A 12,449-nucleotide genomic window follows, 5' to 3' on the forward strand; every position below is an offset into this window, starting at 1 on the left:
CGGGCCCGGGTGCGGGCGGTGTCCCGAGCAGGAGCACAACTTCACATGGAACCTGAGAAGGACAACGCGGAACAGTCACCCCTCGAGACTGCCGCCACCACCCCCGTCGAGGACAGCACCACCACCGATCCCGCCGTCACGCCTGATGCACCGGCCGACGACGCCGCCGTTCCCCATTCCGAGCCCGACGCCGCCGTGCCCGCCGAGACCGCTACCGGGCAACCCGCGACGACCGACGCTCCCGCCGAGGATCCGGGGACGTCCGATTCCGCGGCCACCGCTTCCGACGATGCTGGCGTCGCGGACACGCCCGCGCGCGAGATCCCAGTGGCCGAGATCCCCGAGGCCGAGCAGCCCGCGGAGAGTATCGAGGACGAGATCGCGCTCGATGTCGAGGACGCAGCCGGTGACGCCGCTGAGAGCGCCCGCAATACGGATGAGCAGGCTGCTCTGCGCGCCGACGGGCCCGAGCAGACGACGCAGGCCGGCGAAGGAACCGGCTCGGCCGAGGCGAGCGACGAGCAGACCGACACCTCGGAACAGACGGACGCGCAGACTGTACAGGCCGAGGAGTCCGCGAACGACCAGCCCAGCACCCAGGAGAACTTCGGGGCCTTCGGTCCCGGCGCCTCCCTCATGTTCCATGCCCCGGACCCGGACGAGATCCGCCGTGCCGCCGAGGAGCAGGCTGCCCGACTGCGCGAGGCCGCCAAGGAACGCGACGCCCAGCGCGAGGCCGAGCGGGCCGCACGCAAGGACGTGAACAGCGAGGACGACGTGGACAGCGAGGACGACAAGTCCGGCGAGGTCACGAGCAAGCGGCGTCGCCGGCGGCGTCGCGGTGACGAGGACATGGAACTCGTGGACGAGTCCGACGGCTCGGTGACCCGGGTCCGCGCCCCGCGCGGTGCCGGTGAGGGCACGGGCAGCGACGAGGTGACCGGGGTCAAGGGCTCCACGCGGCTCGAGGCCAAGCGTCAGCGTCGTCGTGAGTCCCGGCAGTTCGGCCGCCGCCGCCACGTGATCACCGAGGCCGAGTTCCTGGCCCGGCGCGAATCCGTGGAGCGCAAGATGCTCGTGCGGCAGAAGGACGACCGGATCCAGATCGGTGTGCTCGAGGACGGGATCCTTGCCGAGCACTTCGTCTCGCACACCCAGCAGGACTCGCTGATCGGCAACGTGTACGTGGGCAAGGTGCAGAACGTGCTGCCGTCCATGGAGGCCGCCTTCGTGGACATCGGCCGCGGCCGCAACGCCGTGCTCTACGCAGGTGAGGTGGACTGGGACGCCGCCGAGCTGGGCAGCAAGCCCCGCAAGATCGAGAACGCCCTGAAGTCCGGGGACACCGTGCTCGTGCAGGTCACCAAGGACCCCGTGGGGCACAAAGGTGCTCGGCTCACGAGCCAGGTGTCCCTGCCCGGTCGCTACCTCGTCTACGTCCCGGGCGGTTCCATGACGGGGATCTCCCGCAAGCTCCCGGACGTGGAGCGCCAGCGGCTGAAGAAGATCCTCAAGGACCGGTTGCCGGAGGGCGCGGGCGTGATCGTGCGCACTGCGGCGGAGGGTGCCTCCGAGACCGAGCTGACCAACGACATCAACCGGCTGCGCTCGCAGTGGGAGCAGATCCAGGACAAGGCCAAGTCCACCAAGACGCTGGCCCCGGAGATGCTGTACGCGGAACCGGACCTGACCATCAAGACCGTGCGGGACGTCTTCAACGAGGATTTCACCGCCATGGTGGTCCAGGGCGAGCAGGCGTGGGACAACATCGAGGCTTACGTGACCTACGTGGCGCCCGACCTGCTGGACCGCCTCGAGCGCTGGACCGGCGATGACGACCTCTTCGAGCACATGCGCGTGGAGGAGCAGATCCAGAAGGCCCTCGAGCGCAAGGTCTTCCTGCCCTCCGGCGGATCGCTCGTGATCGACCGCACCGAGGCCATGACCGTGGTGGACGTCAACACCGGCAAGTTCACGGGCTCCGGGGGCAACCTCGAGGAGACCGTGACCAAGAACAACCTCGAAGCCGCCGAGGAGATCGTGCGGCAACTGCGGTTGCGGGATATCGGCGGGATCATCGTGGTGGACTTCATCGACATGGTTCTGGAGTCCAACCGCGATCTCGTACTGCGCCGGCTCGTGGAGTGCCTGGGCCGGGACCGCACGAAGCACCAGGTGGCCGAGGTGACCTCCCTGGGTCTCGTGCAGATGACGCGCAAGCGCATGGGTACGGGGTTGCTCGAGGTCTTCTCCGAGCCGTGCGAGGAATGCGCGGGCCGCGGCGTCGTGGTCCACGACCACCCCTTGAAGGGCCGCTCCGGCGCGGCTCCCTCCGACCAGCGCGGCACTCGACACGAGCGTAAGCGTTCGCGCAACAAGCAGCACAACGGTGCGCAGGACAAGCCCAGGAACGGCAGCCAGCACCACGGTTCGGACGAGCCGGACCAGGCGCGCGTGGAGGCCACCCGCACGGCGTTGGCGAACATCGCCGCGGCCTCCTCCCACGACGAGTCCGACGACGCCGCACGGAATGCTTCCCAGGGCACCGCACCGCAGTCCGGGGGCGGGCAGGCCGAGGACACCGGTTCCCAGGAGCAGCAGACCTCCCGCGGTCAGCAGGGCGGGGAGCACGCGTCCGAGAACTCCCACGGGGAGTCCGAGGGCGGGCGCCGTCGCCGCAAGCGCCGCGGCAAGCGCAGCCGCGGTCGCGGTCAGCAGGGCGAGGACAACGCCGTGCAGAACGACGGTTCCGGCCGGGACGGTTCCGGGAACGACTCGCGCGGGGATTCCCGGTCCGAGGACCGTTCCGGTGGGGACTCGTCCGCGAGCCTCACGATTCACGGCGAGGTCATCGAACTGCCCCACGGGCAGTCTGAGCAGCGGGGGAGCGAGGGCACCCAGGAGGCCCTGTCCCTGGATTCGCTGAGCGCCGCGTTCACGGATGCGGGCGAGGACGAAACCTCGACCGAGGGTGCCGTTCAGGATGCGGACGCCGCGTCCCAGCCGCGGGAGGCGGTGTCGAAGCGGTCGGCCGCCGGACACGCGCCGTCGAACTCCGGGACTGCGCAATCCAGTGCAGGGCAGACGAGTGCCGCGCAGCAGCAGACTTCCGGGGCAGCGTCGTCCGCTGGCGGGAACCGGCCGGCGGAGGCGCCGGCGGCTCCGGCCCGACGGCGTCGTGGGTCGCGGCGTGCCGTGGCGCCGGCGGCCGCGCCCGGAACCGCGAGCGTGGAGACCCACGAGTACACGCAGGAACGGCAGGTCAGCCGTTTCACCGCGGAGGCCGGGGCCGTGGCCCCCGCGGCGTCCGGTGACCAGCCCACCATCGTGGGTGTGGGCATCAAGGCTCAGGACATCACGATGACCGGCAAGCAGGACTGAGTGACCGGCGGCTGGATCCGTCGCCACGCGAGCACCGCAGGGGCACCCGGGATTCCGGGTGCCCCTGTGGCATGATCGGGGACACACACACGGGGTGCTGCGCACTGCGGCTGAGAACACACCCGTCGAACCTGATCTAGCTCGTACTAGCGAAGGGATTGTCGTGGACACCACGCCTTCTACCGCCATACCCCGCGTCCTCTCGATTGCCGGAACCGATCCCACGGGCGGGGCGGGTCACGCCGCGGACCTGAAATCCATCGCCGCACTGGGCGGGTACGGGCTGAGTGTGATCACCGCAGTGGTCGCCCAGAACACCCGGGGCGTCGTGAGCGTACACACCCCACCCGTCCAGGTCCTGCGGGACCAGCTGGATGCGGTCGCCGGGGACGTCACCCTGGATGCGATCAAGGTGGGGATGCTCGGCTCCGTGGAGGTCATCGACACGGTCCGGGACTGGCTCATGGTGGGGCGCGCACCCGTGGTCGTGATCGACCCCGTCATGGTCGCCACGGCCGGTGGGCGATTGCTGCGTCCGGACGCCGAACGGGCCCTGCGGGAGCTGCTGCCCCACGCGAATCTGATCACCCCCAACCTCCCGGAACTCGCGGTGCTGGCCGAGCGCCCCGTGGCCGCGACCTGGGACGAGGCGCTCGAGCAGGGACGCGCGGTCGCGGCGGCGTTCCATACCCGGGTCCTCGTGAAGGGTGGCCACTTGGCCGGGGACACGACCCCGGACGCCCTGTTGCTCCCCGGTCAGGACGAACCCGCCGCGTTGTTCGAGGGTCGCAGGGTGCACACGCGTAACACCCACGGCACCGGGTGCTCGCTGTCCTCCGCGGTGGCCACGGTCGTGGCGCGGACCGGGGACTGGCCCGAGGCGATCCGCACGGCCCGCACATGGTTGCGCGGTGCACTGCGCGGCGCGGACGAGTTGCACGTGGGTCACGGCAACGGTCCCGTGCACCACATGCACCACGTCCAGCACCTCGTCACGGATCCGGCGTTCGTGATGACGGCCGCCGCGGAATCCGAGGGCCCCCGGTTCACCGATGAACTGTGGGAGGAGAGCGCCCCGGTGCGTGAACGCATTGCCGCCCTGGCGTTCATCCGGGGCCTCGGGGACGGCACCCTGGACCCGGGCGAGTTCGAGCTGTACCTGGACCAGGACATGCAATATCTGCAGTACTACTCCCGGGCGCTGGCCCTGCTCGCGGCCTCCGCCCCGGACGAGCGTTCGCGCGAACACTTCGCCGCGGCGTCGGCCTCCGTGGTCTCGGTCGAGTCCGCGCTGCATTGCGCCCGGCTCGGGGACCGGGAGCCCATGCCGCCGAGTGACGTCACGAGCAGTTACGCGGACTTCCTGCTGGCGCGCACGGGTCAGGACGGCTTCGCGGTGGGCTCCGCCGCGATCCTGCCGTGCTACTGGCTCTACGCCCACGTGGGTGCGGAGCTCACCCGTCGTGCCCGCGTCGCGGGACCGCAGCACCCGTTCGCCGACTGGCTCAGCACATACGACGATCCGGACTTCCAGACCGCGACCGAGTCGGTGCGCGAGATCGTGGACCGGGAGGCCGCCCACGCGGACCCGGCCACCAGGGAGCACATGCGCCGCGCGTTCCACCGGGCGTGCGCGCTCGAGCTGGCTTTCTTCGCGCAGACGACCCCGGCGACGTCGGCGGAGGGCGAGCGGCGCGCCGCGGCGCAACTGGCATGACTTCGGGTGATCGGGTAGCCTGGGGTGTCGGTGCCGAGCGCCGGTGTGTGTCATATCCAGTTCACGCACCAGGTTGCGGCACACTCGGGCGGACATCCTGAATCGATGCGATAGCCACGCGGAGAATGCGGTCGGTCATGGATCACCGCGGCGTGATGTCTCGACATTCGCAGTCCTCCAGGAGTACGCCCGACCCACACACGTAGTCCATAGATGTCGAGAGAAGTGAGTTCCCAAGTGGTGTACGCGATTGTCCGCGCAGGCGGCCGCCAGGAGAAGGTTTCCATCGGAGACCTCGTGACCCTTGACCGCGTCGCCGGCGAGGCAGGCAGCACCGTAGAGCTTCCTGCGCTGCTGCTGGTCGATGGGGACAAGGTCACCTCCGACTCCAAGACCCTGGCGAACGTCAAGGTCACCGCCGAGATCGTCGAGGACCTGCGCGGTCCCAAGATCTCGATCATGAAGTACAAGAACAAGACCGGTTACAAGAAGCGTCAGGGCTTCCGCGCCGAACTGACCACCGTCAAGGTCACCGGCATCGACGCCTGAGTATCCGGCTCCCCACATACGTTTTCAACGAAGGTAGGCACACACCATGGCACACAAGAAGGGTGCGAGCTCCACTCGCAACGGCCGTGACTCCAACGCTCAGTACTTGGGTGTGAAGCGCTTCGGCGGCCAGTCCGTTAACGCCGGCGAGATCATCGTCCGCCAGCGCGGCACGCACTTCCACCCGGGCGTGAACGTGGGCCGCGGCAAGGACGACACCTTGTTCGCCCTGGCCGCTGGCGCCGTCGAATTCGGCACCCGCCGCGGTCGCCGCGTGGTCAACATTCAGACCGCCGAGTAATTCTCGTTCGGACCCCTGGGTCCACCCGCCGCCACGACCCCGTGGCGGCGACCACTAGAGGGTGGGCGCTTCACGCGCTCACCCTCTAGTCTTTTCAGAAAACCCCGGTCGACCCGCTCGCAGCAGGTGACCCCTACCACCGAGGAGCCGCGTGGCTAGTTTTGTAGATCGAGTGATCGTGCACGCCACGGGCGGTAACGGCGGCCACGGCTGCGTGTCCGTCAAGCGCGAGAAGTTCAAGCCCCTGGGCGGCCCGGACGGCGGCAACGGCGGCGACGGTGGTTCGGTGATCCTGCGTGTGGACGGTCAGTCCACCACGCTGTTGGGTTTCCACCACGCACCCCACCAGAAGGCCCCCAACGGTGAGCCCGGCAAGGGGGACATGCGCCACGGTTTCAAGGGCCAGGACCTCGTGCTGTCCGTCCCGGACGGCACCGTGGTCAAGGACCGGCAGGGCAACGTGCTCGCGGACCTGCTCGGTGAGGGCAGTGAGTTCGTGCTGGCCGGTGGCGGCCAGGGCGGACTGGGCAATGCCGCACTGTCCTCGCCTAAGCGCAAGGCCCCGGGCTTCGCTCTGCTCGGTGTGCCCGGTGAGGAACACCAGGTCGAGCTCGAACTGAAGTCCATCGCGGACATCGCCCTGGTGGGCTTCCCTTCCGCGGGCAAGTCGAGCCTGATCGCGGCCATGAGTGCCGCGCGCCCCAAGATCGCGGACTACCCGTTCACCACCCTGGTGCCCAACCTGGGTGTGGTCCAGGCGGGTGACACCCGCTTCACCGTGGCGGACGTGCCGGGGTTGATCCCGGGTGCCTCGGAGGGCAAGGGGCTGGGACTCGAGTTCCTGCGGCACGTGGAGCGCTGCGCCGCACTCGTGCACGTGATCGACTGCGCCACGCTCGAACCCGGACGGGATCCGCTGAGCGACCTGGACGCCCTCGAACAGGAACTGTCCCACTACGCCGAGGCCATCCGCGACGACGACCCCACCACGATCCCGCTGACCGAGCGCCCCCGACTCGTGGCCCTGAACAAGGTAGACGTGCCCGAGGCGCGGGAACTGGCCGAGTTCATCCGCCCCGAACTCGAGGAACGCGGTTACCCGGTCTTCGAGATCTCCACGGCCTCGCACGCCGGACTGCGGGAACTGGGCTTCGCGATGGCCGAGCTCGTCTCCCGTGCCCGCGAGCAGGAGGAACAGCGGGAGGAGCAGCGCCGCGCGGAGACCGTGCTGCGCCCGGAACCCGTGCGGCGTCGTCGAGGGAAGGACCGCAAGGAGTTCGAGATCACCCGCGAGGACCGGGCGGGGGAGCCGCTGTACCACGTGCGCGGCGTGAAGCCCGAACGGTGGGTGCAGCAGACCGATTTCAACAACGACGAGGCCGTGGGATACCTCGCGGACCGCTTCGCGAAACTCGGGATCGAGGACGAACTGTTCCGCATCGGCGCCCGCCCGGGCAACGCGGTGCTGATCGGCCCCGAGGACAACGGTGTGGTCTTCGACTGGGAGCCCACCATGGTGGGCGGCGCCGAACTGCTCGGCGGCCCGCGCGGTTCCGACCTGCGCCTCGAGGACACGTCCCGGCCCACGCGCCGCGAGAAGCGGGAACAGTTTTACGACCGCATGGACGCCAAGGCCGAGGCCCGCGCGGAGCTCGAGGAGCAGCGCCGCGCCGGGATCTGGACCGAGTCGGTGGGCGATGCGCGAGATCGACGCCGTACTTCCGAGCCAAAGGAGACGCACGACAGTGAGTGACACGCCCCACGTGGAGAAGACCCCCACCGAGACGATCGACGTCCCGGCCATGGAGCAGCAAGCGGCCAAGTCCGCGATCCAGCTGAGCACCGAGAGCCGGGGGAAGAACCGCCGCTCTCCCATCACCCGCCGTGCGGACCTGCCCATGGCCCGGCGCGTGGTGGTCAAGGTGGGGTCCTCGTCCCTGACCTCGATCGAGAACTCGATCGACGAGAACGCGCTGCGCAGCATCGTGGACGCGCTCGGCCGGGTCAAGGCGCAGGGCGTGGAGGTCGTGTTCGTCTCCTCGGGTGCGATCACCGCGGGGCTGCAGCCGCTCGGACTGTCCCGCCGGCCCAAGGACCTCGCCACCAAACAGGCCGCGGCCTCCGTGGGACAGGGTCTGTTGATCTCGCGCTACACCGACTACTTCACGCGCTACGACGTCACGGTGGGTCAGGTGCTGCTCACGGCCGAGGACCTCATGCGCCACTCGCAGTACAAGAACGCGCATCGCCAGATCGAACGGTTGCTGGACCTGGGGATCCTGCCGATCGTCAACGAGAACGACGCCGTGGCCACCCACGAGATCAAGTTCGGCGACAACGACCGCATCGCTGCGCTCGTGGCGCACCTGATCAAGGCGGACGCGCTGTTGCTGCTCTCGGACGTGGACGCGCTCTACACCCGGCCCCCCAAGGACGGCGGGGAGCGCATCCCCACCGTCGAGGATCCCATCACGGATCTCGAAGGCGTGGAGATCGGCACGATCGGCCGCGCGGGCGTGGGCTCGGGCGGGATGGTGACCAAGGTGCAGGCGGCGCGCATCGCGGCGTCGTCTGGCATCCCGGCGCTCGTGACCTCCGCCGCGAACATCGAGAGTGCGCTGGCCGGCGACGACGTGGGCACGTGGTTCGCCACGACCGGCGGGCGGCGCAACGTGCGGTTGCTGTGGCTCGCGCACCTCGCGGACATCAAGGGCACCCTGACCCTGGACGACGGCGCGGTGGAGGCCATCCGCGGTCGTCGCTCGCTGCTCGCGGCCGGTGTCACCGAGGTGTCCGGGAAGTTCACTGCGGGCGATCCCGTGGCCATGGTGGATTCCCACGGAAAGGAAGTGGCCCACGGGCTGATCAACTACGCCTCGAACGAGGTCCCCGGGATGCTCGGCAAACGCACGCACGAACTGGGGGAGGAGTTTGGTGAGGACTACGCCCGCGAGCTCGTGCACGTGGACAACCTCGTGACCATGCGGCCCCGTTCGGCGAGGACCAAACTGAAACGAACCGTCTGACCGCACGTCCAACCCCCAACCTGAACCGTGGGCGCCGTGCGCCCGCACCACGATCCGCAGGAGGAACAGTGGCCGAGAACACGTCCGTACTGACCGCGCAGGAGACCTTCGGGGACGATCCCGTGGCCGGGGTCGGCCTGATGGCCGACGACGCCCGGGTGGCCGCCCGCACGCTCGCCCGCGCCCCGCGCGCGTGGAAGGACCGCGCGCTGAACATCATGGCCGATCGGATCGAGGCCCGCGCCGACACCGTTCTCGAGGCCAATTCGCGGGACCTGGAACGCGGGCGCGAGTCAGGGATCTCCACCGCGCTGCTGGACCGGCTCAAGCTGGACCGTACCCGCATCACGGGCCTTGCGGACGCGCTGCGGGAACTCGCGGCCCTGCCCGATCCCGTGGGCTCCGTGGTGCGCGGGCAGACGCTCGCGAACGGGCTGCGCATGCGCCAGGTGCGCGTGCCCATGGGAGTGGTGGGCGTGATCTACGAGGCCCGCCCGAACGTGACCGTGGACATCGCCGGGATCGCCGTGAAGTCCGGTAACGCGGTGCTGCTGCGCGGTGGTTCGGCGGCCTTCGACTCCAACCGGGCGCTCGTGGGCATCCTTCGGGACGCTCTCGCGGACGCCAAGCTGCCCGTGGACTGCGTGCAGACCGTGGACGACTACGGTCGCGACGGCGCCAACGCCCTCATGGGTGCGCGCGGGAAGGTGGACGTGCTCATCCCGCGCGGCGGCCGTGGACTCATCCAGTCCGTGGTGACCAACGCGACCGTCCCGGTCATCGAGACGGGCGAGGGCAACGTGCACGTGTTCATCGACGAGTCCGCGCCCGCGCAGATGGCCGCCAAGCTCACGGTGAACTCCAAGACGCACCGCACCTCCACGTGCAACTCCGCCGAGACCCTGCTGCTGCACAGCGGGGCGCCGGAGACATCCCGCGAGGTGCTCGCCGCACTCGACAAGGCCGGTGTGACCCTGCACGTGGACGACCGCGCCGCAGCACTGCTGCCCCCGGGATCTGACCACCTGCAGGCCACGGACGAGGACTGGGCCACCGAGTACCTGGACATGGACATGGCCGTGAAGGTCGTGGACGGCATCGACGAGGCGATCGAGCACATCCGCACGTACTCCACGGGCCACACCGAGGCGATCGTGACCAACGACCTGGCTAACGCGGAACGTTTCACCGCGGAGATCGACTCCGCGGCGGTCATGGTCAACGCGTCCACCCGCTTCACGGACGGCGGCCAGTTGGGGCTGGGTGCGGAGATCGGGATCTCCACGCAGAAGATGCACGCGCGCGGTCCCATGGGGCTGGAGGAGCTGACCACCACCAAGTGGGTCGTCCAGGGTGACGGCCACGTGCGTCCGTGAGACGTACCATGGAACGGACGTCACCCGGGACGTTCGTCGCATTCACCGACCGGCGCCGCCGGCCACAGAAGGGAACCGCATGAGCTCGCTGTACCTGTTGTCCAACGTCACCGTCCTGGCGGCCGAGGAGGGGCACTCCATCAACGAAGAGCTGCACGCCATGGCGCCGGTCTTCGGCATCGTCGCGTTCATCCTGTTCCTGATCATGCTCTTCATCTCCATGTCCTTCGCGCCCCGCGGCAAGGCCCCGGCCGTCGGTGAGTACGAGGACCCCGCGCAGCTGCCCGCGGAAGAGCAGGCCATGCTCGACCGGGTGCACGCCACCCCGCGCCACTGACCGACAGATCGGCACGAGTGAATCCCCTCAGCGCGTCAGTGACCGCGGCCGAGACGGAACTGGACATCCCCCCGCGCAGGCCGGGTGTGATCCGGCTGGGAGTCATGGGCGGGACCTTCGATCCCATCCACCACGGGCACCTCGTGGCGGCGTCGGAGGTCGCCGCGGTCTTCGACCTGGACGAGGTCGTCTTCGTCCCCACGGGTGAACCGTGGCAGAAGGCCGGGCAGGACGTCTCCGACGCCGAACACCGCTACCTCATGACCGTGGTGGCCACGGCGTCCAATCCGCGGTTCACGGTGTCCCGCGTGGACATCGACCGTTCCGGACCCACGTACACGATCGACACCCTGCGGGACCTGCGCACCCTGCGTCCCCACGCCGAGCTGTTCTTCATCACCGGCGCGGATGCCATGGCGGAGATCCTCACGTGGAAGGGCACCGATGAGCTGTGGTCCTTGGCCACGTTCGTGGGTGTGACCCGCCCGGGCCACGTGCTCTCCGCGCCCGTGGGCTCGGAGAGCGTGTCGCTGCTCAACGTCCCCGCCATGACCATCTCCTCCACGGACTGCCGCGCCCGCGTGGCGGCGGGCAAACCCGTGTGGTATCTGGTCCCGGACGGGGTCGTGCAGTACATCAACAAGTACGGCCTCTACCGCGGTTCCACCGATCCCGATGTGGACCCGGAGACCGCCTCCGGCACCCCTGTGGCACAGGATGCCGGCACCCCCTCATCCGCCCCCACGGATTCGCCCGGGGTCCCCGCCCCGGGTCACAGGAGCACCGCGTGAGCACACCCCCCGAGAAGAACCGAGCCGCGAACCCCCAGGAATGCCCGTGGGCCGTCCACCCGGCCACGGGACAGCAGGAGTGGGTGGCCCCGCCGGCTCCCGTGATCGAGTTGGACACCCCCCAGCACACGGGTACCGTCAAGCCCTTGGGGCCCCGGCGACTCGCGCGGCTGCAGCGTGAGATGGTCGAGCACGCCCGGCAGATCCAGGAATCGGAGCGCACGGGCGGGGGAGAGGTCGACGACGCCCTGCTCGCCACCCAGCGTCGTCTCGCGGATCTCGCGATGCGCGCCGCGGCGGCCAATGAACAGGACCGGCAGGCTGCCGAGCGGGCCACCGCTGAAGAGCCCACCGCTTTGGGGAACGGACCCGCAGGATCCTCGGCCGCGGGGAACACACCCGCAGCGAGTAGCCCCGCCGGGGAGGCACTGGCTCGTCCGGCATCCGAGGGCTCCGTGCCAGGGGACACCGTGTCGTCGGGTCACGCTCCCGCCGCACCCGGGATCGGCCAGGCGCCGGTCACCCCGCCGCAACCCGTGCACGACGAGCCGGAGCCGGAGTACTTCACCATCACCTTCCCGCCGGCCCTGATGGCCCAGGCGACGGGGGTGAGCCTGGGGAAGAGTCTCGCGGACCCCGCGTCCCTCCCGGCCTCACCCGTGCGCTACGGACCGGTCACCGAGACCTCCCGGATCCCCGTGATCCAGGCCCCGCACCGGGACCGCACACCCGAGGGGACGCACGAGGCCGCGGCGGGAGCGGCGTCGTCGCCCCCCAAAACGCGGTCCGAGACCGTGGCTCCTCCCGCCGAACCGGTGCGCGCGGTGGACGCCGAGGGACTGACCCTGCTGGAACCCGGGGCGTATTCCCGCGGGACGTCCACGACCCGAGTGGTGCTCGCGCTACTCGTGGCCGTGATCGTGGCGCTCGTGGTGGCCTTCGTGATCTTCGTTCTGTGAAACCGACCCATG

General features: G+C 69.6%; 10 protein-coding genes and 1 riboswitch. All 10 genes read left to right on the forward strand.

What is annotated here, in order from left to right; translation table 11 throughout:
- The first annotated feature begins 45 nt into the window (after positions 1-45).
- The 10 genes from ACW9PK_RS11730 to ACW9PK_RS11775 all read left to right on the forward strand — a co-directional run bounded on the left by ACW9PK_RS11730 (position 46) and on the right by ACW9PK_RS11775 (position 12,437).
- On the forward strand, positions 46-3,381 hold the full coding sequence (locus ACW9PK_RS11730; protein ID WP_457015960.1) for an Rne/Rng family ribonuclease: 3,336 nt from the start codon (positions 46-48) through the stop codon (positions 3,379-3,381).
- 80 nt (positions 3,382-3,461) lie between these two features.
- A riboswitch (TPP riboswitch) is annotated at positions 3,462-3,557 on the forward strand.
- Positions 3,545-5,098, forward strand: coding sequence for a bifunctional hydroxymethylpyrimidine kinase/phosphomethylpyrimidine kinase (locus ACW9PK_RS11735; RefSeq protein ID WP_457015962.1), 1,554 nt, complete (start codon positions 3,545-3,547; stop codon positions 5,096-5,098). Its footprint overlaps the riboswitch before it by 13 nt.
- Before the next feature lie 237 nt (positions 5,099-5,335).
- The gene (rplU, locus tag ACW9PK_RS11740) at positions 5,336-5,647 is read left to right on the forward strand and encodes a 50S ribosomal protein L21 (RefSeq protein ID WP_064846154.1); all 312 of its coding nucleotides are present in this window, start codon (positions 5,336-5,338) and stop codon (positions 5,645-5,647) included.
- A 46-nt stretch (positions 5,648-5,693) separates the two neighbouring features.
- Complete coding sequence (gene rpmA / locus ACW9PK_RS11745) at positions 5,694-5,948, forward strand: 50S ribosomal protein L27 (protein WP_035962177.1); 255 nt, start codon at positions 5,694-5,696, stop codon at positions 5,946-5,948.
- Between the two features lie 151 nt (positions 5,949-6,099).
- A complete protein-coding gene (obgE, locus tag ACW9PK_RS11750; RefSeq protein WP_457015963.1) occupies positions 6,100-7,701 on the forward strand; it encodes a GTPase ObgE in 1,602 nt (533 codons plus the stop codon).
- Positions 7,702-7,750: 49 nt separating this feature from the next.
- The gene (proB, locus tag ACW9PK_RS11755) at positions 7,751-8,974 is read left to right on the forward strand and encodes a glutamate 5-kinase (protein WP_457017218.1); all 1,224 of its coding nucleotides are present in this window, start codon (positions 7,751-7,753) and stop codon (positions 8,972-8,974) included.
- Between the two features lie 68 nt (positions 8,975-9,042).
- Positions 9,043-10,350, forward strand: a complete 1,308-nt coding sequence (locus ACW9PK_RS11760) for a glutamate-5-semialdehyde dehydrogenase (RefSeq protein ID WP_457015964.1) — start codon at positions 9,043-9,045, stop codon at positions 10,348-10,350.
- 79 nt (positions 10,351-10,429) lie between these two features.
- Entirely contained in the window at positions 10,430-10,687 is a 258-nt protein-coding gene (locus ACW9PK_RS11765) for a hypothetical protein (protein ID WP_035962170.1), read from the forward strand.
- Between the two features lie 104 nt (positions 10,688-10,791).
- Complete coding sequence (gene nadD, locus ACW9PK_RS11770) at positions 10,792-11,478, forward strand: nicotinate-nucleotide adenylyltransferase (protein WP_082943274.1); 687 nt, start codon at positions 10,792-10,794, stop codon at positions 11,476-11,478.
- Positions 11,475-12,437, forward strand: coding sequence for a hypothetical protein (locus ACW9PK_RS11775; protein WP_457015965.1), 963 nt, complete (start codon positions 11,475-11,477; stop codon positions 12,435-12,437). Before nadD ends, ACW9PK_RS11775 begins: the two co-directional genes overlap by 4 nt.
- The last annotated feature ends 12 nt before the right edge of the window (positions 12,438-12,449 follow it).

This window comes from Kocuria sp. MNB10, from assembly GCF_054073685.1.

What these genes read in the sequence shown, in the direction of transcription:
- rpmA (WP_035962177.1), top strand. Translation starts at nt 5,694, where the DNA reads ATGGCACACAAGAAGGGTGCGAGCTCCACTCGCAACGGCCGTGACTCC.
- ACW9PK_RS11765 (WP_035962170.1), top strand. Translation starts at nt 10,430, where the DNA reads ATGAGCTCGCTGTACCTGTTGTCCAACGTCACCGTCCTGGCGGCCGAG.
- proB (WP_457017218.1), top strand. Translation starts at nt 7,751, where the DNA reads ATGGAGCAGCAAGCGGCCAAGTCCGCGATCCAGCTGAGCACCGAGAGC.
- ACW9PK_RS11730 (WP_457015960.1), top strand. Translation starts at nt 46, where the DNA reads ATGGAACCTGAGAAGGACAACGCGGAACAGTCACCCCTCGAGACTGCC.
- nadD (WP_082943274.1), top strand. Translation starts at nt 10,792, where the DNA reads ATGGGCGGGACCTTCGATCCCATCCACCACGGGCACCTCGTGGCGGCG.